Here is a 25,574-nt window from a genome sequence, read left to right on the forward strand (position 1 = left end):
AATCTAATTAAAGGGTTTTAACTGCAATAGATTCACCCATCGGTAATTTTGCTTGAGTGCGTTTAGTTCGATCAATAACATCACCCACTAACTGACCACATGCGGCATCAATATCATCACCACGTGTTTTACGTACAGTTACCGTATAATCATACTCCATTAACGTTTTCATAAAGCGATCTATACGTGAATTACTAGGTTTTTTATAAGGAGAACCTGGATATGGGTTAAATGGAATCAAATTAATTTTCGCTGGCGTGTCTTTTAATAGACGTCCTAACTGACGTGCATGTTCCATATCATCATTAACGTGATCAAGCAGCACATATTCAATGGTTACACGACCACGATTAGCATTGGTTGAATTCACATAACGACGTACGCTATCAAGGAACGTTTCGATATTCCAACGATCGTTAATCGGCATAATTTGCGAACGCAATTCATCTGTTGGTGCATGTAGTGAAATAGCCAGTGCAACATCGATAGTACCAATCATTTGCTCTAGGCCTGAAACGACACCAGACGTTGAAACCGTAACGCGACGCTTAGATAAACCAAAACCTAAATCATCTAACATAATTTCTAATGCTGGAATTAAGTTTTTCATGTTCAGTAATGGCTCACCCATACCCATCATTACGATGTTAGTAATAGGGCGACGGCCAGTTTCTTTTTGAATACCAATTTCTTTTGCTGCACGCCATACTTGACCAATAATTTCAGACACACGCAAATTACGGTTAAAGCCTTGCTGACCCGTAGAGCAAAATTTACATTCTAATGCACAGCCTACTTGAGAAGACACACACAAGGTTGCACGATCTTCATCTGGAATATAAACCGTTTCAACGTCTTGATCGCCAACACGCATTGCCCATTTGATAGTGCCATCATTTGAATATTGTGCGTTTGATACTTCAGGTGCACGAATTTCAGCAACACGCTGTAATTTTTCACGCAACTTTTTGTTGATATTGTTCATTTGATCAAAGTCATCACAACCGAAATGATAAATCCATTTCATTATCTGATCTGCTCGGAATGGCTTTTCATTAAGCTCTTCGGCAAAGTATTTACGCAGACCTTTGCGATCGAAATCCAGCAGATTAATTTTGACAGTTGTCATCGGTTGGTGCCTCACTAAAAATGACTATTGCAGCGCCTTTAATAACTCGGAGATCTGCAAAGGGCAGCCTCATCATAGTTATCAGGGTTTAAGGCGCGAAATTGTACAGCCTTTATGCACAGGTTTCCACCCGTTCACTGTATGGTTATTTTAGTGATTGTAACAATCTTCGCTTTTAACATAACAAAGGGAAGCATCAGCCTCCCTTTAGTATTTGGTTTTACTTGTTTTTTATCACTTTACGATCATTCACTGCGAGGGCATAACTCATCAGCGGCAAAAAAATAGCTAATTTCACGTTCAGCCGATACTGGACTATCAGAACCATGCACCGAGTTGTAGCGTAAGCTAATCGCAAAATCGGCACGGATAGTGCCACAGGCGGCTTCTTGTGGGTTAGTTTTACCCATTAGTTCACGATAACGAACAATGGCATCTTCCCCTTCAAGTACTTGCACCATCACTGGGCCTGATGTCATAAAATCAACTAATTCATCAAAAAAAGGTTTGCCTTCATGTTCAGCATAAAACCCTTGAGCTTGAGTTTTTGTTAACTGCAACATTTTAGCAGCAACAATTTTTAGGCCTGCATTTTCGAAACGTTGATAAATAGCGCCAATTAAATTTCGTTTAACAGCATCCGGCTTTACGATTGAAAACGTTTTTTCTATTGTCATTATTATAATTTCCTTTTGAGTCTAGTTGCCGTCCATTTACTTAGTCGCACTTCATTGCCACTGATTAGTATTATTACTTACAACAATAATCCTGCAATATTTGCAATACCTAAGCCCGTCGCACCGATAGCCCAACGAGGGTCAGCACTATCACGATAACACGCGGCTAAATCAAAATGAATCCAACTGCAATTATCGATGTCGACAAAGCGTGACAAAAATCCTGCTGCATTAGATGCTCCCCCCATACCGCCTCCCTTTTGAACGCGACTATTGGCAGTATCTGCAAATGCAGAAGGACAGTAACCTTGATGCCATTTTTCAAGTGGCAATGGCCATGCGGGTTCATTGACTAATTCAGATAACTGCTGTGCACGGGCTAACAATGCTTTATCAAATCCAAAAATAGCATTGTAATCACTCCCCACCGCCATCATTGCAGCTCCCGTTAATGTTGCTGCATCAATAATTAGCGGCGCTTTGGTTGCAGATGCCATTAATAAGCCATCAGCAAGTACTAAGCGACCTTCAGCATCGGTATTCACAATTTCAACAGATACCCCATTGCTATACGTTAACACATCGCCAAGTTTATAAGCATCGCCTGAGACCATATTTTCAGCACAACAAAGAATAAGTTTGACCCGCTGCGTTAAACCTTGTGCAATGGCATAACCTAATGCAGCAGTAACTGTTGCAGCGCCCCCCATGTCACATTTCATGCTGACCATACCAGCACTCGGTTTTAAACTGTAACCACCAGAATCAAAAGTGATCCCTTTACCAACTAAACACGCACTCACTGGCGCATCAGGATCATTTGTGGGGTTATAATCAACACTGAGTAATACTGGCGGATGCTGACTACCTCGACCCACACTGTGAATACCAATCCAACCATCAGCCAAAAGCTCATCACCAACAATCATTTGAGTATGAATATATTCCCCCCCAATGTCAGTCAAAAAGCTCACAGCGGCTTTTGCTAATTGTTGTGGATATAGCGTATCAGGGCCGGTATTAATGAGTTTTCGTGCCCAATCATGGCTATGACGACGCGCATTTAACAATTCAAGCTCATCTTCATCAATCGATGCCCATTTGATAGTAACGGTTTCCATGGTGGCGGCAAAACCACAATAAAATGCCCATTGACGTTCATAATTCCAACCGTCACCCGCTAAACTTACCGCTTCAACCCCTTGCGTTTGAATTTGTCGGCCTGCTTGTTGAATACGGCGTAAACTAAAAGTATCGCCATAATGGATGCAAGCACTGCGGGTTTGATAACTAATTAAAGCGTTACCGCCCCAAGGAGCACCAGCAGGCAAGTTGGATAAAGTTACTGTCAACATAATCGATAACCTCTTGTTTTATTTATAGTCTATATTTTTAGTTTGACGTAATTTAAATATAAAAAAAGCCCTCTAAATGATTTTAACTAGAAACAAAATCATTAAGAAGGCTTACTATTGTTAGTTTATATTATTGAGCGAGAATACGCGCCAAGGTTTTTACACCCATACCCGTTGCGCCTGCCGCCCATTGATCATTCGCGCTCTTACGATAAGTACCACTGGCGTCAATATGCATCCAACCTTGCTGATAATTCTCAACAAAATAAGATAAGAATGCCGCAGCAGTACTGGCTCCTGGCATAAAATCACCACTTGAAATATTTGCTAAATCAGCAAAATTTGATGGCAACATATTACGGTGGATTTCAGCTAAAGGTAATGGCCACAGACCTTCACCTTCATGTTCTGCTGCCGCTAATGCTTGACGAGATAGAGCCGGATCAAAACTTAATAGTGCATGGTAGTCATTACCTAACGCCATTTTGGCAGAGCCCGTTAATGTCGCGCAATCAATAATTAATTCAGGGTGTTGGCTATTGGCATACATCAAACCATCAGCCAGTACCAATCGTCCTTCAGCATCCGTATTTAACACTTCAACGGTTTTACCATTTTTATATTTAATGATATCGCCCAATTTTAATGCTCGGCCTGAAATCATATTTTCAGCACAACATAATACTAATTTAATCCGCTTATTAAGCCCGCGCGTCATTGCCAATGCCAACCCGCCAGTGGCTAATGCTGCACCACCCATATCAGCCTTCATTGCCGTCATTCCTGCAGAAGGCTTAATGCTATAGCCACCGGAATCGAAGGTGATACCTTTACCAACAATACATGCAAAAACAGGCGCATCAGCATCACCCGTTGGATTATAATCTAAGCGTAGCATTGCTGGACGGTGATCTGAACCACGACCTACCGCATGAATACCATTCCAACCTTCATCTAATAAATTATTACCTTTGGTGATCTTATAGGTAACATGTTCAGGTGCTAATGACTTAATAAACTCGCCCGCACGTGCTGCCAATTGTGAAGGTGCTACCACATCTGCTGGTTGATTAATAATACCGCACACCCAGCTAATGGTTTTAATCCGTGCCTGCAATTCAGTTTCATCGGCTTTATTTAATGGTTCCCAAGTCACCGAATTATCCGTCTTTGGATTACGGTAGCCTTGTAAAAATGCCCAAATTGCGTCTAACCCCCATGCCATGCCGATTAAGTTAACCGCTTTAATGCCTTGCGCATCAAACCGACGACCAGCACGTTGAATATCACCCAACAGATCATGGGTCGATACATGAATCACACTGCCTTCAGCACCAAAACTAATTAATGCGTTTGTTCCCCATTGCGAACCTGCCGCTTGATGAGAAAGACTCACCGACATTACACTAGACATTGATAAGCTCCTTGATAAATACCACACAGCCAAGCAATTAAGTAAAGCTGATTACTGCGTTATTGTTATACTCTTTTTATAACCAATAAGACTATGCCCATCCCCCTTGCGAGGCAACAATAAAACAGGCTTTTTCGTGGTTCTAATTATTGTTCATCAATCCAACACATCTGCACGGCTTCTAAGATTTTTTCATTACAATGATCAACATCATCATCAAAGGTATCAAGCGCAACAATCCAATCTCTTAAGTCAGTAAAGCGTACTTGAGTTGGATCAACCTCTGGGTATAGCTCAATCAGTTCAATAGCAATATCACGTGAATCAATCCATTGTAGACTCATAATAAATCCTCATTTATTTAATAGAAACAATACATTAAGTTAATCATACTCAATTTAACCACACTTAATTAATAGCAATCCCATTCATTAAGTGGTCATCATTCAAAGCATTGGATTCAAGCAAGTAGCTCAGAAACGTATTGTGATTAGTATAAATAGCCGTAACCCTAATCAACAGTTAAAAAAATAGGCCGCCATCATGGCGACCTATCTTCATAGTCAATTACTGAGCTTCAGAAGCAAGATTGACGGTATAACGTGGAATATCGACCACTAAATCTTCATCAGCCACTCGAGCCTGACAACTTAAACGAGATTCTGGCTCAAGTCCCCATGCTTTATCGAGCATGTCATCTTCTAGCTCATCACTCTCTTTTAGAGAATCAAACCCTTCACGGACAACAACATGACAAGTCGTACATGCACAAGATTTTTCACACGCATGCTCAATTTCAATACCATTGCGCAATGCAACATCTAGGATAGTTTCGCCTGATTGCGCGTCTAAAATAGCGCCTTCAGGACAATGTTCTTCATTCGGTAAAATTATAATCTTAGGCATGCCTAAACCTCATCAATAGACTGGCCAGCAAGCGCCTGACGAATCGATTGATCCATTCGACGTGACGCAAATTCTTGGCTGGCCTTATCAGTTTTCTTAATTCCTGCTTCAATGGTACGAGCGTCGCCACTCTGACGTAATTGAACCAGTTCCATCATTACAGTTTCTAACTCTTCACGTTCTTGAGCACTTAACAAAGCATCGCCATCTGTTGCCAATGCTGCAATCAGCCCTTCAAGGACGCGATCAGCTTCTACCTGTTGCTCCGCTAATGCACGTGCGTCTTTGTCATCTTGAGCAAATGTCATTGAATCACGGAGCATGGTTGCAATTTCATCATCCGACAGCCCATAAGAAGGCTTAACTTGAATAGATGATTGCACCCCACTGCTTTTTTCCATTGCGGTTACAGACAATAAGCCATCAGCATCAACTTGATAAGTCACACGAATATGCGCAGCACCTGCAGCCATTGCAGGAATACCACGCAGCGTGAATCGTGCCAATGAACGACAATCACTCACCATTTCACGCTCACCTTGAACGATATGAACTGACATTGCCGTTTGACCATCTTTAAAGGTGGTAAACTCTTGGGCGCGAGCAACAGGCAATGTGGTATTACGTGGAATAATCTTCTCAACCATACCGCCCATAGTTTCAATGCCAAGCGATAATGGAATGACATCAAGCAGTAACATATCTGCATCAGGCTTATTACCAATTAATATATCAGCTTGAATAGCAGCACCGATTGCCACGACTTGATCAGGGTCGATAGACGTTAATGGCGTTTTACCAAAAAAATCACCTACTAATTGACGCACTAATGGTACGCGAGTTGAACCACCAACCATGACGGTTTCAATCACATCATCAATAGTGATATCGGCATCTTTTAATGCTCGACGGCAAGCAAACAATGTTTTCTTTATTAATGGCGTAATTAACCCATCAAATTGCTCACGAGTAATTTCACCCTGCCAGCCTAATACATTAATTGTTACGCTATCAGCATCACTTAAAGCGACTTTCGCTTGTTGAGCTGCATCTTGTAATTCACGACGTTGTTGTGGCGTCAATGTATCAACTAATTGCGCTTGAAGTAGAATCCAGTCAGCAAGTAACTGATCAAGATCATCACCGCCTAATGCCGAATCACCACCTGTGGCTAATACTTCAAACACACCTTTTGATAGACGTAGAATTGAAATATCAAAGGTGCCACCACCAAGATCATAAACGGCAATAACCCCTTCTTGACCCGAATCAAGACCATAAGCAATAGCCGCTGCTGTTGGTTCATTAAGTAAGCGCAAAACATTTAAATTAGCGAGCTTAGCGGCATCTTTGGTGCCAGCACGCTGCGCATCATCAAAATAAGCAGGAACGGTGATCACGACTCCTTCAAGGTCGCCACCTAAACTTTCTACTGCACGCTGACTTAATGATTTTAAAATTTCAGCAGAGACTTGTACTGGATTCATTGTCCCTTGACGGGTAACCAGTTGCGGTAAGCCATTTGCTGATGCGGTAAATTGATAAGGTAATTGCGGATAACGCTGTTCAATATCAGCTAATGAACGTCCCATCAGACGCTTTACCGATAAGATAGTATTAACAGGATCCCGTTGCGCATAAACACGTGCGGCATCACCTGTAACTATATTGTTATCAGCATAATGAACGACTGAGGGTAAAATTGAACGTCCTTCAGCATCTTTCAATGTTTCAGCAACACCGCTACGAACGGCGGCAACTAATGAGTTTGTCGTCCCTAAATCAATGCCAACCGCTAATTTTTGCTGATGCGGTGCTGCACTTTGACCGGGTTCAGAAATCTGTAAAAATGCCATTATTGTTCCTGTCTAAATAACACAACGGATTGATTAGTCGAATAATGATTCTTCAAGACGTTCGACTTCATCACGTAACTTAACAATAAACTTTAATTTACGAACTGCATCAGCAGCTTCAATCCAATTTTCTTGACTCAATAACTGAGCCAATTTATCCAACTGTGCCTTATACATCGCTGTTGCCTGTTGTTCAAAATCAAACAAAGCCGCTTCAGGATCAGTTGAGTCAGAAATAACTTCAAGTGCTTCACGCAGTTCCATTTGCTGCATTAAGAAATCCATATCTTGCAATGTCTTTTGTTCACCACGAATATCTTCATCGCGTTCAGCAAGCATATATTCAGCACGTGAGACAGGATTTTTTAATGTTTGAAAGGCATCATTAATCTGGGCAGCTTTTTGTACTGACAGTAATCGATCACGCTCAGATGCTGTTGCAAAGTTATCAGGATGGAATCGACGCTGTAATTCACGGAATTGTGTTGCTAGTAAACCGCCATCAATATCAAATTGAAACGGTAATCCAAATAATTCGAAATGATTCATAATCGCAACCATATATAAAAAATAAACCTGACAACTCACTCACCATAATGGCGGCCAGTAGCCAGGTTTAATAAAACACTATGAGCAATTATACGTTGAAGCTTTCACCACAACCACATTCGCTAGACACGTTAGGGTTGTTAAATTGAAAACCTTCATTCAGGCCTTCTTTAGCGAAATCAAGCTCAGTACCATCAAGGTAAACCATGCTTTTTGCATCAACGATAATTTTTACGCCTCGTTCTTCAAAGACTTGATCCCCTTCGTCAAGATCATCGACGAACTCAAGGATATACGCCATACCCGAACACCCTGAAGTGCGAACGCCGAGGCGTAAACCAATGCCTTTGCCTCGATTAGCTAAAAAAGTCGATACGCGACTAGCTGCCGCTTCAGTGATAGTAATGGCCATACTTCAAACCTCAGATATTATTTTTGTTCGCGTTTCTTTTTATAATCGCTAACTGCTGCTTTAATTGCATCTTCTGCAAGAATTGAACAGTGAACTTTCACCGGTGGTAACTCAAGCTCTTCTGCAATTGCAGAGTTCTTAATTGATGCCGCCTCGTCTAATGTTTTACCTTTCACCCATTCGGTGATTAGCGAACTTGATGCGATAGCAGAGCCACAACCATAAGTTTTAAATTTTGCATCTTCAATAATGCCATCTTCAGTCACTTTGATCTGAAGCTTCATTACGTCGCCACAGGCAGGTGCACCCACCATACCGCTACCAATATTTTTATCGTCGTTGTCAAATGAACCCACGTTACGCGGATTTTCATAATGATCGATGACTTTTTCACTATATGCCATGATAAATTTCCTCAAATAATGTCTAACCGCAGATTAGTGGTGTGCCCACTCAACTGTATTTAAATCGATGCCTTCTTTGAACATATCCCAAAGAGGTGACATTGCACGTAGCTTATCAACTGCTTGTTTAATTTGAACAACAGCATAATCAATTTCTTCAGCAGTCGTAAAACGACCAAAAGAGAAACGAATTGAACTATGTGCTAGCTCGTCATTAAGGCCTAATGCACGTAGTACATAAGATGGTTCTAAACTTGCAGAAGTACATGCAGAGCCTGATGATACAGCAAGATCTTTCAGTGCCATTAGCAATGACTCACCTTCAACAAACGCAAAACTAATGTTTAGGTTAGTTGGAATACGGTGTTCCATATCACCATTGATTGACATCTCTTCAATGCCTTCAAGGCCTTTTAATAGACGCTCACGCATATCAATTGCGTGTTGGTAATCTTGTGCCATCTCAAGCTTAGCAATACGGAATGCTTCACCCATACCCACAATTTGGTGAGTCGGTAATGTGCCAGAACGGAAACCACGCTCATGACCGCCACCGTGCATTTGCGCTTCAAGACGAATACGAGGTTTACGACGCACATACAGTGCACCAATACCTTTAGGACCATAAATTTTGTGCGCTGAAAATGAAATTAAATCAACTTTTGTTGCTTGCACATCAATAGGTAATTTACCTGCAGATTGTGCCGCATCAACATGGAAAATAGTCTTATTTTCACGACAAATTTCACCAATTGCTGCGATATCTTGAATAACACCAATTTCATTATTTACATGCATAATAGAAACCAGCACAGTATCTTCACGCATTGCGTCGCGTAGTTTTGCCAAATCAATAAGACCATTTGATTCAGGCTCAAGGTATGTTACTTCATAACCTTCACGCTCTAATTGACGACATGGGTCAAGAACCGCTTTGTGCTCAGTTTTACATGTAATAATATGCTTACCCTTCTTGTTATAGAAGTGTGCAGCACCTTTAATTGCAAGGTTATCAGACTCAGTAGCACCTGATGTGAAGACAATTTCACGCGGATCAGCATTCACTAACTCGGCAATATACTCACGAGCAGCATCAACTGCTTCTTCTGCTTGCCAGCCATAACGGTGTGAACGTGACGCTGGATTACCAAACGTACCATCCATTGTTAAACACTGAACCATTTTCTCAGCAACACGAGGATCTACCGGGCAAGTTGCAGAGTAATCAAAATATATTGGCAGTTTCATTTTCTTCTCCGAAAACACGAACGTCTGGTCTCTAGGAGCGGACATCGACACCGATAGGGGCGCTGTCGTGTGATTTTTTATTTGCAAATGATGGTTGATTATTACTACGTAGGATCACATCCTGACGGTCGGCAATAACTTGTACATCATTATCCTTCATCAACTCACCAAGAGTGATGTTATTTAAAAATCCGCTGATACGATCACTTAAATCATGCCATAAGGTGTGGGTTAAACAACGAACACCACCTTGGCAACCGCCTTTCCCTTGGCATTTAGTTGCATCAACTGATTCATCAACCGCAGCGATAACCATACCGACAGCGATATTGCTAGCATCTTCACCCAAGCGATAACCACCACCGGGACCACGGACGCTTGTTACTAAGCCCGCTTTACGAAGACGCGAAAAGAGTTGTTCTAGGTAGGACAGTGAGATCCCTTGACGTTCTGAAATATCAGCCAACGGTACTGGTCCATTATGTGAATGCAATGCTACATCTAACATTGCAGTCACAGCGTATCTTCCTTTTGAGGTCAACTTCATAACATGGCTACCTACTTGAATGTATACAAGTAGTCTCTCATACCTGACTATTTTGGTCAAGTATTTAACCCGCGAAAATACTGGGTCTTTCACTAGCTTGTAAGTGCCGTTATTTGTTGTTCTTCTCTAAGGTTTCAATTGTCTTTTCTACTGATGATAAAATACCCCGTAAAATATTTAGCTCTTGTTGCTCAGGGCGAGCACGAGTAAACATACGGCGTAATTTTACCATTACCATACCTGGGTGGTTTTTATTAATAAAACGCGTTTGGCTGGTTACTTTCTCAAGATGCTGGTAAAAACGTTCTAATTCTTCAGCACGCGGGTATTCATCAATAACTTGAGTAGATTGATGTTTAGTCGCATCAAGATATGCCATGCGAACTTCATAAGTTATTGTTTGTACAGCCATCGCTAGGTTTAATGAGCTATATTCAGGATTAGCAGGAATATAAACATGGCAATGACATTTTTGTAATTCTTCATTGGTGAGACCGATACGCTCACGACCAAATAAAATAGCTACAGGGTGCTGCTCTGATTCTGCAATGACTTTAATGCCATTTTCACGAGGGTCTAATTGTGGCCATTCTAACGTACGAGAACGCGCACTTGAACCAACCACTAAACCGCAATCAGCAACGGCTTCATCTAATGTTTTTACAATCTTAGCGTTCTCAACTACATCTGCTGCACCTGCCGCTAAAGCAATTGTATGACTATCAATCTCACACGCAGGATCAACAAGAACAAGGTTAGTTAACCCCATTACTTTCATTGCGCGAGCTGCTGAACCGATATTTCCAGGGTGTGACGTGCCGATGAGGACAACGCGAATTTTATCTAACATGATGTCGCTATATTCCAGTCTAATTTAACGCTCAGAGATAGTAGCACAGCCATCACAAAAATGAAGAAAACATGTCTATTTGATGAACGTTATTACCTATTACTGCTACCAATAAATAAAATACAGCTATTTTTATTTTGTTCGCCATCCGCTAACGTCGAAAAAATAACCACTTCCTTTTTTTTATAGCTCTGTTATACTCGCCGCCGCTTTTTATGTTCTTTAACATCCGTTGGGAAAATCCTATGCATCCGATGCTTAATATTGCCATTCGCGCTGTGCGAAAGGCTGGTGACCATGTCATTAAATCTCTAGAAAAACCTCAATCTATTGAGGTTGCTAATAAAGGTAATGATGTTGTTACCAATATCGATCATGAAGCAGAAGCTATCATCATCGAGACAATCCGTAAATCTTACCCTGATCACTGCATTCTTGCAGCTGAGTCTGGTACGAAAGAAGGACGTGACAAAGAGTGTCAGTGGATTATTGACCCAGTGGATGGCACCATGAACTTTGTTCGCGGTTATCCTCACTATGCAATTTCTATCGCACTACGTATGCGTGGCCGTACAGAAATTGCTGCAGTTTACGACCCAGCTCGTAACGAACTATTCACAGCTACTCGTGGTGCAGGCGCGCAACTTAACAGCCTACGTCTACGTGCATCACAACCTCGTGATCTAACAGGTACTGTATTAGCAACAGGTCTTCCTTTTGCGGCTAAGCAACACGCTGAAAGCTACCTAAAAATCCAAAATGCTTTATTTGTAGAATGTGATGACATGCGTCAATCAGGTTGTACTGCATTGGATCTTTGTTACCTAGCTGCTGGCCGTGTTGATGGCGTGTTCAAACTAGGCCAAAAGCCTTGGGAACTTGCTGCTGGTGAATTAATCGCGCGTGAAGCTGGTGCTATCTGTGCTGACTTTACGGGTAACACTAACTACCTACTATCTGGCAACATTGTTGCTGGTAACGCACGTGTAGTTAAGCCAATGCTTGCGAAAATCCGTGAATTCGGTAGCGACGCTCTGGCTAAGTAATCTTTGATTACTACCCGCTAAATAAAAACGCCCCGCTGATATCCACAGCGGGGCGTTTTTGTTGATATCGTTAATCCCCTTTCTATTCACTTCCCCCCTCCTATTTACTCTATTTATCCGTTATACCAATCCCATACATTACGTGGTCATCTTTGCAAAAGTCTTTGATTTTCCATCGTCCTCGTGAACATTTATTGTAGAAAATGACACAAAAGATCATGAAATTAACCCATAAAAAAACGGAGCCCGAAGACTCCGTATAGTTAATAATTACTTACTCCACCGAGTGACTACTTGCTGCTATGGCATCGCATCAAGTTCTTCACCTTCTTTATCGATGGGTGTTGGCATTAAATGCTCACGGGTAATTCCCAATTTAAGTGCTAATGCAGACGCCACATAAATTGAAGAATAAGTACCGACAGTAATACCGATCAGTAATGCTAATGCAAAACCATGAATCATCACGCCGCCTTTTAAGAACAACGCAATAACAACAAACAACGTCGTACTGGAAGTAATTAATGTTCTACTCAATGTTTGAGAAAGTGAGCAGTTCATAATTTCTTCAGCGGTTTGTTTACGCATTTTTAGGAAATTTTCTCTAATACGGTCAAACACCACGATAGTATCGTTAAGTGAATAACCCACTACCGTTAGCAACGCTGCCACAATAGTTAAATCAACTTCAATTTGTAATATCGAAAAAATACCAACAGTAATAATAATGTCATGTGCCAATGACAATACTGCACCAGCTGCTAAACGCCATTCAAAACGAACAGAGACATAAAGCAGAATACACAGTAATGCGATAAGAATCGCCAAGCCGCCCGCCTCGGCTAATTCATCACCCACATTAGGGCCGACAAATTCTACACGACGCATTTCAACTTGCTGACCGGTTCCAGTTTTTAAAGCGTCAATAATCTGGTTTCCCAGAATCTCACCTTTAATACCTTCACGAGGCTGTAATCGCACCATCACATCACGCGCAGTACCAAAGTTCTGCACAATCGCATCACCAAAACCTGACTTTGCGAGTGAATCACGAATTAACGGTAAATCCGCAGGATTTTGAAAGCTTACTTCAATCAGCGTACCGCCAGTAAAGTCTAAACCCCAATTTAAGCCTTTGGTTGATATTGTCGCAATCGAAGCTGTAATCATCATTAACGAAAAAATAAACGCTAATTTTGACCAACGCATAAAATCGGTAACTTTATCGCTATTTAATAACTGTTTCATTTATGCGTCCTCCTAAATTGACAACTTATCTATGCGTTTACCGCCATAGATTAAGTTAACCACAGCACGAGTACCGACAATTGCGGTAAACATCGAAGTTAAAATACCGATCGATAATGTCACTGCGAAACCTTTAATTGCACCGGTACCAACAGCAAACAAAATAATTGCCGTCATTAACGTGGTGATATTGGCATCGGCAATGGTACTAAACGCATTGGCATAACCTTGTTGAATCGCTTGTTGAGGGCTTCGACCTTCACGTAATTCTTCACGAATACGCTCAAAGATAAGTACGTTAGCATCAACAGCCATACCGACAGTTAATACAATACCGGCAATACCTGGTAAGGTCATGGTTGCACCCGGGATCATCGACATCACACCAATAATCAATACTAGATTCATCATTAATGCTAAGTTAGCAATCAAGCCAAACCCACGGTAATACAATAAGGTAAATAGCATTACTGCCACCATTCCCCAGATACATGCCTGAATACCCATATCGATATTTTGTTGCCCCATTGATGGACCAATAGTGCGTTCTTCAACGATCGAAATTGGCGCAATCAACGCACCTGCACGTAATAGCAATGCAAGGTTGTGTGCTTCTGGCTGGGAATCAATACCTGTAATACGGAAGTTACGTCCAAGTGCTGTTTGAATCGTCGCTTGGTTGATCACTTCTTCATGCTTTTCAAGAATGACTTTACCTTCAGCTGAACGATTACCACTGTCTTTGTACTCAGTAAATACGGTCGCCATTAATTTGCCGACATTATTACGTGAGAACGCCGTCATTTTGCTGCCGCCTTCGGTATCAAGCGAAATATTCACCTGAGGGCGTCCATATTCATCAGCACTTGAAGTCGCATCTGTAATATGAGAACCCGCTAGAATAACGCGCTTTTTCAATACCGCAGGACGACCATCACGGGTCATCTTAACTTCACTACCAGCAGGAACACGTCCCGCTGCCGCAGCTGCAAGATCAGCACTACTATCAACTTCACGGAACTCAAGTGTTGCGGTTGCGCCTAAAATTTCTTTAGCGCGTGCCGTATCTTGAACGCCTGGTAGCTCAACCACAATGCGGTTAGCACCTTGACGCTGTACTAATGGTTCGGCTACACCTAATTCATTAACACGGTTACGTAAAATCGTAATATTTTGATCGACAGCATAATTACGGATCTCTTGAAGACGCGTTTCAGAGAAACTAGCGGTTAAGACAAAACGTCCTTTTGCGTCACTTTCAGTAAAGATCATATCCGGATGAAGAGGTTCTAATACCGCTTTTGCCTGCTCTAATTGAGCGGCATCGCGTAAACGTACAGAAACCGTTTCTTTACTTTTATCAATGACACGATAACGAATTTTATCTTGGCGTAGTTCAGTTCTGAATGTTTCTTCTTGCTGACTTAATAGCTTTTCCATCGCCGCATCCATATCCACTTCCATAAGGAAATGAACACCACCACGTAGGTCTAAACCAAGCTTCATTGGTGTCGCACCAATAGCTTCTAACCAAGAGGGGGTTGATGGTGCGAGGTTAAGCGCAACAATATAATTGTCACCTAACTCACTATTAAGAATATCGCGGGCACTAATTTGGGTGTCAGTATCTTGAAAACGGACTAATACCGAGCCTTTTTCAAATACAACTGACTTATAAGGGATGTTGTTCTTTTTTAAATCTTCGGTGACAATATCCAAAGCGTTCATAGTAACTGAGGCGCCGCGCGCCCCAGTTATTTGAATCGCTGGATCTTCACCGTATACGTTGGGAAGTGCATAAAGCAAACCTATAATTAGTGCGAACAACACTAATAAGTTCTTCCACAGAGGGTATCGGTTAAGCACTGCTATGATCCTTCAAAGCGAATGTTTTTTTATAGTCTTATAAAGACTTCATTGTGCCTTTTGGCAAAACGGCTGTAATGAAGTCTTTTTTGATTGTCACTTCAGTATTGTCGTTTAGCGCAATAACAATGTAATCACTTTCAGATGAAGACTTAGTAATGCGACCTAAAAGACCACCGTTTGTCATTACTTCATCGCCTTTACTCATCGAGCTCATTAGCGTTTTATGTTCTTTAACACGCTTAGCTTGTGGACGGTAAATCATGAAGTAAAAAATGACAGCAAACAGACCCAGCATAATGAATAACTGGTACGGTGAACCACCTTGAGCAGCACCTTCAGTTGCTGCATGTGCTTGAGAGATAAAAAAGCTCATTTATAACGTCCTCGATTTATTATGATTTATACAATTTGTAATGGTGGAACTTCACGGTCACGACGCGCGTAGAATTCTTCTACAAATGCATCGAAACGATCTTCTTCAATCGACTTACGAATACTTGCCATTAGACGTTGGTAGTAACGTAGGTTGTGAATAGTATTTAAGCGTGCACCTAGAATTTCATTACATTTGTCTAGGTGATATAGGTACGCTTTTGAATAATGACGACAAGTGTAACAGTCACAATCAGGATCTAGTGGTGTTGTATCTGTTTTATGTTTCGCATTACGGATCTTGATCACACCACCTGTCACAAACAAGTGTGCATTTCGCGCATTTCGCGTTGGCATTACACAGTCAAACATGTCAATACCGCGACGAACACCTTCAACAAGATCTTCAGGCTTACCTACACCCATAAGGTAACGAGGCTTGTCTTCTGGTAATTGTGGGCATGTATGCTCAAGAATACGGTGCATGTCTTCTTTTGGCTCACCAACTGCCAAACCGCCTACAGCATAACCATCAAAGCCAATCTTAGTTAGACCTTCAACTGACACATCACGTAAGTCTTCATATACACCACCTTGAACGATACCAAATAGTGCATTTGGATTTTCAAGCTTATCAAAATGGTTACGACTACGTTGAGCCCAACGAAGTGACATTTCCATCGACTTTTTAGCTTCGTCATGAGTGGCTGGGTATGGTGTACATTCGTCAAAGATCATTACGATATCAGAACCAAGATCTTTTTGAATTTCCATCGACTTTTCAGCATCCATGAAAATCTTGTCACCGTTAACAGGGTTACGGAAATGCACACCCTCTTCAGTGATTTTACGCAATGCGCCAAGACTAAATACTTGAAAGCCGCCTGAATCGGTTAAAATAGGGCCTTTCCATTGCATAAAGTCGTGCAAGTCACCGTGCATCTTCATCACTTCTTGTCCAGGACGTAACCATAAGTGGAACGTATTACCTAGAATGATTTGTGCACCAGTTTCTTCAACTTCTTCAGGCGTCATACCTTTAACAGTACCGTAAGTACCAACAGGCATAAATGCAGGTGTTTCGACCGTACCGCGTTCAAACTGCAAGCGACCGCGACGTGCGCGACCTTGAGTTTTATCTAATTCAAATTTCACAAGACCTCCAAAAGCCAGAGAAACAATCTGACAGGTTCCCATTATGGGATTAAGCCCCACAGGCGATTGCCTGATCAGCCACAAAAATAATGGTCGCTAATAACGACCATTACTGCTCACAATATTCGCATTACCGTCAATAACCGTAACGATCAACTGAAGCAAAAAGACATTTATTATGTTGTAAATTCTACAGAAATAAATTTATATCATATAGCAGAGACAACAAAGGCTGCAATTGTAACAAAAAGCAGCCTAAATACTTAATTTTTAATAAGTGTTAACGTTATCGATATCACACATCTTTACGAGTAATAAACATCGAGTCGCCATAACTAAAGAAACGATATTGATTAGCGACTGCTTGATGATAAGCATTCATGGTGTACTCATAACTAGCAAATGCACTAACCAGCATAATCAATGTTGATTCAGGCAAATGGAAATTAGTAATTAATACATCCACCAACTGGAACTGATAGCCAGGGAAAATAAAGATTTCCGTGTCACCAAAGAAAGGTTTTAACTCAGTACCATTTTTGATCGCATCTTGTGCAGCACTTTCTAAAGAGCGTACAGATGTCGTACCTACGGCAATAACACGACCGCCGTTAGCGCGAGTTTCATTAACCGCAGTAACAACCTCTTGTGGCACTTCAACATATTCAGAGTGCATGTGGTGATCATTAATATCATCAACACGTACTGGCTGGAATGTTCCAGCGCCAACATGCAAGGTCACAAATGCAAAATTAACACCTTTAGCTTTTAGATCAGCCATTAGCTTATTGTCAAAGTGTAGACCCGCCGTCGGTGCAGCGACCGCACCAGGTTTAGCATTATAAACCGTTTGGTAGCGCTCTTTATCTGCATCTTCATCTGGACGATCAATATACGGTGGTAACGGCATATGCCCCACGGTATCTAAAATCTCTAATACGGTTTTATCGCTGTTAAAACGAATTTCAAACAGTGCGTCATGGCGAGCAACCATTACTGCAGAAAACTCACCATGTTCACCTAATAACAACTCCATACCAGGCTTTGGTGGTTTAGATGCGCGTACATGAGCAAGAATGGATTTATCATCCAGCATGCGCTCAACTAACACTTCAATTTTACCACCAGACGCTTTATGACCATACATACGTGCAGGAATAACGCGGGTATTATTAAAAACCAGTAAATCTCCAGCCTCAACCAGATCTAACACATCTTTAAAGCCTTTATGTGCTAATTCACCGGTATTACCCGTCATATGTAGTAAACGACTCGCAGTACGTTCAGGTTGTGGATAACGAGCAATTAGCTCATCTGGTAACTCAAAATCAAAATCAGAAACTTGCATCGTAATACGCCTTAAATAACAGCAAGCGAGCATTATACTTAACTCCACCAAAGATGCGAAACTCCGAAGCAATTAAAGCGTCTATTCATAGCGAAACTTCTGCTATCCATCGTTAGCCTGTCTCAGTTTACCCATATAAAGATAACGTTTAATCATTGATGATATTTAATTTTTATGACCATTGTCATGGGATAATCTTGCATAATTCGCTACATTCAAAGGAGTCAATTATAAAAGATATCTAACCATTAGATAACGGACGGGAGGTTTCTATGTTTACTGTTGCCGATATGATGACACTAAAACCACATACATTATCACGCAATGACACCTTATTTGATGCCAAAGAGATGATGCAAACCCAGTCTATTCGTCACATTCCAATTACTGACCATGACCACCACTTATTGGGGCTGATCTCTCAACGAGATATTCTTGCCGCTCAAGATTCTAATTTAAAATCTCTGATTGCTAGCCATTCACACTCACCGTTAGAAGCGTTACTTGAACATTGCATGAACCGTAATGTTTTTAGTGTTGATAGCCATGCAGGCCTAAAAGAAGCCGCACTGTATATGCAAAAACATCAAATTGGGTGCTTACCTGTGGTTGAGAATAAACAACTGGTAGGAATTATTACTAATAGTGATTTTGTAGCGATTGCGGTGACATTACTAGAAATGCAAGATGAAATAGATCCGGTTGAGCAAGAACAAGATAGCCTTGATGATCTTGGTAATATGAATGATCTCGACATAGTACGTGACTTATAATCACACAGAAAAAGGGAGCATTATGCTCCCCTTGATAATGTAATTTCCGTATCAAATACGATTATTTAAACTGTTCTTCTTCAGTTGATCCGGTTAATGCCGTCACTGATGAGTTACCACCTTGAATAGTATTGGTCATAATATCAAAGTAACCTGTTCCTACTTCTTGTTGGTGAGCAACAAAGGTATAGCCTTTATTTGCAGCTTCAAACTCGGGACGCTGTACTTTTTCAACGTAATGACGCATGCCTTCACCTTGCGCGTAAGCATGTGCTAACTCAAACATGTTAAACCACATATTATGAATACCCGCGAGCGTGATGAACTGGTACTTATACCCCATATCTGCTAACTCTTGTTGGAATTTAGCAATGGTTTCAGCATCTAAGTTCTTTTCCCAGTTAAACGATGGTGAACAGTTATACGCTAATAACTGATCAGGGTATTGCTCATGAATCGCTTCAGCAAATTTACGCGCTTCTTCAAGACACGGTTTTGCTGTTTCACACCAGATTAAATCAGCATATGGCGCATAAGCTAAACCACGCGCAATGGCTTGATCAATACCAGCACGAACGCGGTAGAAACCTTCAGCTGAACGCTCCCCAATAATAAAATCTTTATCATATGGGTCACAATCTGATGTTAGCAAATCAGCCGCATTAGCATCTGTACGAGCAATCACTAAGGTTGTGGTACCAGCAACATCAGCGGCTAAACGTGCCGCAACTAATTTTTGGACAGCTTCTTGGGTTGGTACTAATACCTTCCCCCCCATGTGACCACATTTTTTCACCGATGCTAATTGATCTTCAAAGTGCACCCCAGCAGCACCAGCTTCAATCATATTACGCATCAATTCATACGCATTAAGTACGCCACCAAATCCGGCTTCGGCATCAGCAACAATCGGTAAGAAATAATCAACACCATCTGCTGGCGAGCCACCATTTGACCATTGAATCTGATCAGCACGACGGAATGAGTTATTGATACGCTTTACCACGGCTGGCACTGAGTCAACTGGATATAACGACTGATCAGGGTACATAGCTGACGCAGTATTATTATCAGCGGCAACTTGCCAACCTGATAAATAAATCGCTTCAATACCGGCTTTTGCTTGCTGTACTGCCTGTCCACCAGTTAGGGCACCTAAACAGTTAACATAACCTTTTTTAGCGCTACCATTAACCAGTTCCCATAATTTATCAGCACCGCGTTGAGCAATGGTATGTTCAGGAATAAATGAACCACGAAGATTAACAACTTCTTCTGCGGTATAAGTACGCTTAACGTGTTTCCAGCGTGGATTTTCAGCCCAATCTTGTTCTAGGGCAGCAATTTGTTGTTGGCGAGTTAATGTCATAATAATATCCCTCTAGTCAATTGGCGGTAATCCGTTATTACACTAAATAGTCATAACCTTTTAAGGTTAAAAAGTTGTCGAGCTCATCACTGGTTACTAAGTGTGACATCAAATAAATCGCTTCTTCAAAACGACCATTTTCCATCCTTTCTTGACCCAACTCCTGCTGTAAGACTTGCATTTCTTCAGTCAACATTTGAGCAAATAATGCCTTAGTAACCACTTGACCATTGGATAAGGTTTTACCGTGTTTTATCCATTGCCAAATAGAAGCTCGAGCAATTTCTGCTGTTGCAGCATCTTCCATCAAGCCATAAATAGGCACACAACCATTACCTGAAATCCATGCTTCGATATATTGCACAGCGACACGAATATTATGGCGCATGCCAGCTTCTGTCCGCTCACCATCACAAGGCGCTAATAATTCAGCTGCCGTAATAGGCGCATCATCTTCACGACTCACATCCAGTTGATTAACTCGCCTATCAAGCACATCATCAAAAATGGCTCGCGCAGTATCCGCTAACCCTGGATGAGCAACCCATGTACCATCGTGACCATTGTTTGCTTCAAGTGCTTTATCGGTTTGAATTTTATTTAATACCCATGCTTGCTGCTTAGGATCTTTTGCCGGAATAAAGGCCGCCATACCGCCCATTGCTAATGCACCACGACGATGACAAGTACGCACTAATAACCGTGAATAAGCGTTAAGAAACGGCTTTTCCATCGTCACAACTTGGCGATCAGGCAAAATCCGTTCAGGAAAATTACGTAAGGTTTTTATATAACTGAAAATATAATCCCATCGCCCACAGTTTAGTCCAACAATATGTTCTTTAAGATTAAATAATATTTCATCCATCTCAAATGCAGCAGGTAAGGTTTCAATCAATACCGTTGCTTTAATGGTGCCACGGGTTAAACCAAATTCATCTTCGGTATAACTAAACACATCACTCCACCACGCCGCTTCTCTAAAACTTTGTAGCTTAGGCAAATAGAAATAAGGACCACTGCCTTTGGCTAATAACGCTTGGTGGTTCAAATAAAAATACAATGCAAAATCAAGTAATGCACCAGGAATAGGCTGACCATTCCATGATAAGTTTTTCTCAAGTAAATGCAGACCACGGACACGACAAATCAACACCGCAGGATCATCATCAAGTTGATATAACTTACCTGTTTTAGGGTGGGTATAATTGATAGTGCCATTAACGGCATCACGTAAGTTTTGATGACCATCAAGGATCGCATTCCACGTCGGTGAAAATGAATCTTCAAAATCTGCCATAAATACTTTTACATTAGCATTTAAAGCATTAATGACCATTTTACGATCGACAGGACCGGTAATTTCTACACGGCGATCTTGTAAATCATGTGGAATGTTTTGTATTTTCCACTCGGCTTCTCTGATAGCACGAGTTTCTGATAAAAAATCGGGAAGTTGGCCGCGATCAATCGCTAATTGCTGTTGTTCACGCGCCTCTAATAATAACGGTACTCGTTCAGCAAAACGCTCAACCAATCGCTCAATAAACAATAAAGCATCAGCGGTTAAAATTTGTTGCTGCTGTTCCGTTAGAGGTTGCTGCAATAATAACTGAGTATGATCATTTGCTTGAATGGCTATGTCTGTCATATGCACCTCCAGCTTGTAACTTAATCACTACTTTTATCAATAACAAAAGTGATGATTCCCTGTTAAATCATTTAAAGCATATATTTACGTTGCCGTAACCATAGACGGAATGCAAATAAAAAACCGCTATTTGATAGTTATCACAAAATGACAACGCAAATAAAATCAACAAGTTAAGTTAAAAAGTAGAATATGCAAAATATCAAATTAATAAAAATCGCAGCTATTTACTCGGAATTTAAATTTATATTAAAGAATAGTTTTTTGTATGTAGTTACGTAATTAAATTACAATAGACATTACACTGTTATTGATTTAAAAATTTGCTGACACCAAAGATCAATATCTAATTTTCATATAAGATAATGATTAATAAAATAATTAATTATTAACAAATGGGATAATAAAAAAATTTACTCTCGGTAATATTAAATAAATAAGCTCTTAGTTTGTAATATCCAATAAAATTATTCAACAAAACAGCAACTTATAGATAGAATACTCGATAATATAATATTTTGGTTATTTACAAAGAGACAATATATTCAACTAAAAACCATTAAAAATAATCACACGCTATATAGTGGTCACAAAAAAGCCCCAGTAACCATAATAACTACCCTCAATTCACAGCGTAATTACTCATTATTACTGCAGGCTTCTTATATACAATTACCGGCAATAAAATGATTTACAATAGACCCTTAACAATATCACCCAGCTTTTCAAAAACGGCGGTACGACTTGAGGTTGGTCGCCACACTAAGCCAATTTCACGATAAGCATCTTTACCTGGTGGCTCAATAACCACTAAATTTTGATTTTCTAAAATTCCGTGATTAATTGCCATTTGCGGAATAAAAGTAGTGCCTAAACCATTGGCAACCATTTGCACAACAGTATGTAAACTCGTTGCCGTAAAAGGATTAATTTTTTCTTTGGTCGTTAATTTGCATGCAGAAACGGCATGTTCAGTTAAACAATGTTCTTTTTCAAGTAAGAATACTGATTTATCAGGTAAATCTGCATAGTGTAATGGCATTGTCACTGAAGATGCTTGTTGTTTACTGATCACCATCTTAAATGCATCACGCCCGACAACTTTACTTACCATTCCATGGATATCAACAGGCAATGCTAAAATTAACACATCCATTTCACCATGTTGAAGCGCTGCTAATAGATTGGTCGTCGTATCTTCACGCAATAATAAATTGAGCTTAGGGTATAGCGCATTCACTTGTTGCACTAAACCACATAACAAAAATGGTGCAATCGTTGGAATACAACCGACCCGTAATGGTCCTTCCATACCATCACCGCAACAACGAGAAAGTTCGATTAAGTCACGACTGCACGCTAATAACTCACGCGCTCTGTCAACCACTTGTTCTCCCATCGAAGTAAATACCAAGGTTTTAGCTTTTGTATCTCGCTCAACAAGATGACAGTCGAGTAACTCTTCAAGGTTTTGAATACCAGAACTTAATGTCGATTGGCTCACAAAACACCGTTTAGCCGCTTCGCCAAAATGATGGGTTTCCGATAGAGTAACTAAATAATGTAGCTGTTTCAGTGATGGAAATTTATTCATCGTATTTTTCGATTACTTTAATCTGTTTATTCCGCTTTTTTCAATTTAACAGTTTAGCTATAGTTTGTCTCGTCCAAGTATGGAGCCTGCCTAAAAAGGTTGGCAAAACCTAATATTTAAGGAGCACCAAAATGGTACTAGTAGGTCGTCAAGCACCAGATTTTACTGCTGCAGCGGTTTTAGGTAACGGCGAAATCGTTGATACTTTCAACTTTGCAGAATTTACCAAAGGTAAAAAAGCAGTAGTTTTCTTTTACCCACTAGACTTCACTTTCGTATGCCCATCAGAGCTGATTGCTTTTGATAAACGCTTTGAAGATTTCCAAGCGAAAGGTGTAGAAGTTATTGGTGTTTCAATTGATTCACAGTTCTCGCACAACGCATGGCGTAACACTGCTATTGAAGATGGCGGTATCGGTCAAGTTAAATACCCACTCGTTGCTGATATTAAGCACGAAATCTGCAAAGCTTACGATGTTGAGCATCCAGAAGCGGGTGTTGCTTTCCGCGGTTCATTCCTTATCGATGAAGACGGCATGGTTCGTCACCAAGTAATTAACGATCTACCTTTAGGTCGTAACATTGATGAAATGCTACGTATGGTTGATGCATTGAACTTCCACCAGAAGCATGGCGAAGTATGCCCTGCACAGTGGGAAGAAGGTAAAGCAGGTATGGATGCATCGCCAAAAGGTGTTGCAGACTACCTATCTGAGCACACTGCAGATTTAGGTAAGTAATTACCTGCTAACACCACGCTCACGGTGTTATGAATTGCATTAGTGCTACATAGAGCCAAAGTCAGCTCAAATAAAAATAGAATGAGGCCCGGAATATACCGGGCCCTTTTTTTTGCCGCATTTTCTGCCTGCTTATTCATTTTCAACCAACCGCACATTATTTATTATCACTATTCGCTCCTGCTGCAATAATCTTCTACACTAACTTTCCTCTCACATACCATACAACTAATAATCAATGACTATTCAACTTGAAGTATGTATCGATAATATTGAATCACTCCATTATGCCGAGCAAGGTGGCGCAACTCGCATTGAATTGTGCTCATCATTAGCACTCGGTGGGTTAACACCTAGTGCTGGATTTATGCATATGGCAGCTAAATATGCCACAGTCCCTGTTTATGCAATGATCCGCCCGCGCCAAGGGGATTTTTTATTCAGCAGTGAAGATGTCGAAATAATGCTTGCAGATATTTATGCGGCTAAACAAGCGGGATTACAAGGTGTAGTTGTTGGTGTTTTAACCGCACACGGTTTAGTCGATAGCAATATTCTAACCAGTCTCGTTAAACAAGCTCAGGGAATGGGGATCACCTTTCATCGCGCTATTGATCAATGTGTTGAGCCAATGGCTGCACTTGATACGATTATGGCGGCAGGTTGTGAACGTATTCTGACTTCAGGTTTACAAGCCAATGCTTATGATGGTATTGGTATGATTAACCACATGCACCAATACTGTGGGAATCGTTTGAATATTATGGCGGGCGCAGGGGTTAATAGTCATAACGTCCGTGAAATTATTGCGCGTACAGGCATTAATGAGGTTCATCTTTCAGGTAAAACAACGCGTCCAACTCAGATGCTTACTGTCGCTAAACAAGCCCATATGGGCAGTGCTGATATTGATGATTTTGAGATTCCCATTACAGGCGTAGAAAATATTGCGGCGGTGGCGGCTCAACTTAAATTGTGATAACACCCATCCGTTATCATTAAAATCGGGGCGTAATAGATCATCACGTCCCGTTTACTATTCACCACGATGCCTTCGCTGCT

The 25,574-nt window shown here is 40.9% G+C and carries 25 protein-coding genes; 4 read left to right on the top strand and 21 right to left on the bottom strand.

Annotated features, from left to right (window positions below):
* Window positions 1–7 precede the first annotated feature (7 nt).
* The 13 genes from OC457_RS10890 to trmJ form a co-directional block, all read right to left on the bottom strand.
* A complete protein-coding gene (locus OC457_RS10890) occupies window positions 8–1,129 on the bottom strand; it encodes a bifunctional tRNA (adenosine(37)-C2)-methyltransferase TrmG/ribosomal RNA large subunit methyltransferase RlmN (RefSeq protein WP_080175749.1) in 1,122 nt (373 codons plus the stop codon).
* Between the two features lie 245 nt (window positions 1,130–1,374).
* Window positions 1,375–1,806: a nucleoside-diphosphate kinase gene (gene ndk / locus OC457_RS10895; RefSeq protein ID WP_080175750.1), complete on the bottom strand. Its 432-nt coding sequence runs from the start codon at window positions 1,804–1,806 to the stop codon at window positions 1,375–1,377.
* Between the two features lie 77 nt (window positions 1,807–1,883).
* Entirely contained in the window at window positions 1,884–3,161 is a 1,278-nt protein-coding gene (gene pepB / locus OC457_RS10900) for an aminopeptidase PepB (RefSeq protein WP_080175751.1), read from the bottom strand.
* A gap of 130 nt (window positions 3,162–3,291) precedes the next feature.
* Window positions 3,292–4,575, bottom strand: a complete 1,284-nt coding sequence (pepB, locus tag OC457_RS10905) for an aminopeptidase PepB (protein ID WP_080175752.1) — start codon at window positions 4,573–4,575, stop codon at window positions 3,292–3,294.
* Window positions 4,576–4,721: 146 nt separating this feature from the next.
* Window positions 4,722–4,919: a Fe-S cluster assembly protein IscX gene (gene iscX, locus OC457_RS10910; protein WP_080175753.1), complete on the bottom strand. Its 198-nt coding sequence runs from the start codon at window positions 4,917–4,919 to the stop codon at window positions 4,722–4,724.
* Window positions 4,920–5,142: 223 nt separating this feature from the next.
* Window positions 5,143–5,481 carry an ISC system 2Fe-2S type ferredoxin gene (fdx, locus tag OC457_RS10915; RefSeq protein ID WP_080175754.1) on the bottom strand — a complete coding sequence of 113 codons (339 nt, stop codon included), beginning with the start codon at window positions 5,479–5,481 and terminating at the stop codon, window positions 5,143–5,145.
* A 2-nt stretch (window positions 5,482–5,483) separates the two neighbouring features.
* Window positions 5,484–7,337 carry a Fe-S protein assembly chaperone HscA gene (hscA, locus tag OC457_RS10920; protein ID WP_080175755.1) on the bottom strand — a complete coding sequence of 618 codons (1,854 nt, stop codon included), beginning with the start codon at window positions 7,335–7,337 and terminating at the stop codon, window positions 5,484–5,486.
* A 33-nt stretch (window positions 7,338–7,370) separates the two neighbouring features.
* Entirely contained in the window at window positions 7,371–7,886 is a 516-nt protein-coding gene (gene hscB / locus OC457_RS10925; protein ID WP_080175797.1) for a co-chaperone HscB, read from the bottom strand.
* Window positions 7,887–7,974: 88 nt separating this feature from the next.
* A complete protein-coding gene (gene iscA, locus OC457_RS10930; RefSeq protein WP_080175756.1) occupies window positions 7,975–8,298 on the bottom strand; it encodes an iron-sulfur cluster assembly protein IscA in 324 nt (107 codons plus the stop codon).
* A 17-nt stretch (window positions 8,299–8,315) separates the two neighbouring features.
* Complete coding sequence (iscU, locus tag OC457_RS10935) at window positions 8,316–8,702, bottom strand: Fe-S cluster assembly scaffold IscU (RefSeq protein WP_080175757.1); 387 nt, start codon at window positions 8,700–8,702, stop codon at window positions 8,316–8,318.
* A gap of 33 nt (window positions 8,703–8,735) precedes the next feature.
* Window positions 8,736–9,950 carry an IscS subfamily cysteine desulfurase gene (locus OC457_RS10940; protein ID WP_080175758.1) on the bottom strand — a complete coding sequence of 405 codons (1,215 nt, stop codon included), beginning with the start codon at window positions 9,948–9,950 and terminating at the stop codon, window positions 8,736–8,738.
* Window positions 9,951–9,981: 31 nt separating this feature from the next.
* Window positions 9,982–10,497 carry a Fe-S cluster assembly transcriptional regulator IscR gene (gene iscR / locus OC457_RS10945; RefSeq protein ID WP_045037132.1) on the bottom strand — a complete coding sequence of 172 codons (516 nt, stop codon included), beginning with the start codon at window positions 10,495–10,497 and terminating at the stop codon, window positions 9,982–9,984.
* Window positions 10,498–10,606: 109 nt separating this feature from the next.
* Window positions 10,607–11,347: a tRNA (cytosine(32)/uridine(32)-2'-O)-methyltransferase TrmJ gene (trmJ, locus tag OC457_RS10950; RefSeq protein ID WP_080158918.1), complete on the bottom strand. Its 741-nt coding sequence runs from the start codon at window positions 11,345–11,347 to the stop codon at window positions 10,607–10,609.
* 245 nt (window positions 11,348–11,592) lie between these two features.
* On the opposite strand from trmJ, the gene suhB reads away from it, so the two are divergent.
* Window positions 11,593–12,393 (top strand): inositol-1-monophosphatase, encoded by an 801-nt coding sequence (gene suhB / locus OC457_RS10955; RefSeq protein ID WP_080175759.1) that lies wholly within the window; start codon window positions 11,593–11,595, stop codon window positions 12,391–12,393.
* Window positions 12,394–12,693: 300 nt separating this feature from the next.
* Here the strand turns inward: suhB and secF are convergent, their stop codons facing one another.
* The 5 genes from secF to queA form a co-directional block, all read right to left on the bottom strand.
* Window positions 12,694–13,641: a protein translocase subunit SecF gene (gene secF, locus OC457_RS10960; protein ID WP_080175760.1), complete on the bottom strand. Its 948-nt coding sequence runs from the start codon at window positions 13,639–13,641 to the stop codon at window positions 12,694–12,696.
* Between the two features lie 12 nt (window positions 13,642–13,653).
* The gene (gene secD / locus OC457_RS10965; RefSeq protein ID WP_080175761.1) at window positions 13,654–15,507 is read right to left on the bottom strand and encodes a protein translocase subunit SecD; all 1,854 of its coding nucleotides are present in this window, start codon (window positions 15,505–15,507) and stop codon (window positions 13,654–13,656) included.
* 37 nt (window positions 15,508–15,544) lie between these two features.
* Window positions 15,545–15,883 carry a preprotein translocase subunit YajC gene (yajC, locus tag OC457_RS10970; RefSeq protein ID WP_080158922.1) on the bottom strand — a complete coding sequence of 113 codons (339 nt, stop codon included), beginning with the start codon at window positions 15,881–15,883 and terminating at the stop codon, window positions 15,545–15,547.
* 26 nt (window positions 15,884–15,909) lie between these two features.
* Entirely contained in the window at window positions 15,910–17,037 is a 1,128-nt protein-coding gene (gene tgt / locus OC457_RS10975) for a tRNA guanosine(34) transglycosylase Tgt (protein WP_080175762.1), read from the bottom strand.
* 295 nt (window positions 17,038–17,332) lie between these two features.
* Entirely contained in the window at window positions 17,333–18,385 is a 1,053-nt protein-coding gene (gene queA, locus OC457_RS10980) for a tRNA preQ1(34) S-adenosylmethionine ribosyltransferase-isomerase QueA (protein WP_080175763.1), read from the bottom strand.
* Between the two features lie 272 nt (window positions 18,386–18,657).
* Between queA and OC457_RS10985 the strand changes: the two genes are divergently transcribed.
* Window positions 18,658–19,158, top strand: a complete 501-nt coding sequence (locus OC457_RS10985) for a CBS domain-containing protein (protein ID WP_080175764.1) — start codon at window positions 18,658–18,660, stop codon at window positions 19,156–19,158.
* A 61-nt stretch (window positions 19,159–19,219) separates the two neighbouring features.
* On the opposite strand, the gene aceA is transcribed toward OC457_RS10985, so the two are convergent.
* The 3 genes from aceA to OC457_RS11000 all read right to left on the bottom strand — a co-directional run bounded on the left by aceA (window position 19,220) and on the right by OC457_RS11000 (window position 23,772).
* Complete coding sequence (aceA, locus tag OC457_RS10990; RefSeq protein WP_080175765.1) at window positions 19,220–20,527, bottom strand: isocitrate lyase; 1,308 nt, start codon at window positions 20,525–20,527, stop codon at window positions 19,220–19,222.
* A gap of 37 nt (window positions 20,528–20,564) precedes the next feature.
* On the bottom strand, window positions 20,565–22,178 hold the full coding sequence (gene aceB, locus OC457_RS10995; protein WP_080175766.1) for a malate synthase A: 1,614 nt from the start codon (window positions 22,176–22,178) through the stop codon (window positions 20,565–20,567).
* Between the two features lie 691 nt (window positions 22,179–22,869).
* Window positions 22,870–23,772: a hydrogen peroxide-inducible genes activator gene (locus OC457_RS11000; RefSeq protein WP_080175767.1), complete on the bottom strand. Its 903-nt coding sequence runs from the start codon at window positions 23,770–23,772 to the stop codon at window positions 22,870–22,872.
* A gap of 131 nt (window positions 23,773–23,903) precedes the next feature.
* Between OC457_RS11000 and OC457_RS11005 the strand changes: the two genes are divergently transcribed.
* Window positions 23,904–24,512: a peroxiredoxin C gene (locus tag OC457_RS11005; protein ID WP_080175768.1), complete on the top strand. Its 609-nt coding sequence runs from the start codon at window positions 23,904–23,906 to the stop codon at window positions 24,510–24,512.
* 238 nt (window positions 24,513–24,750) lie between these two features.
* Window positions 24,751–25,491, top strand: a complete 741-nt coding sequence (locus OC457_RS11010; RefSeq protein WP_080175769.1) for a copper homeostasis protein CutC — start codon at window positions 24,751–24,753, stop codon at window positions 25,489–25,491.
* The last annotated feature ends 83 nt before the right edge of the window (window positions 25,492–25,574 follow it).

Origin of the sequence: Photobacterium toruni (genome assembly GCF_024529955.1) — a bacterium.
Classification (GTDB): Bacteria; Pseudomonadota; Gammaproteobacteria; order Enterobacterales; family Vibrionaceae; genus Photobacterium; species Photobacterium toruni.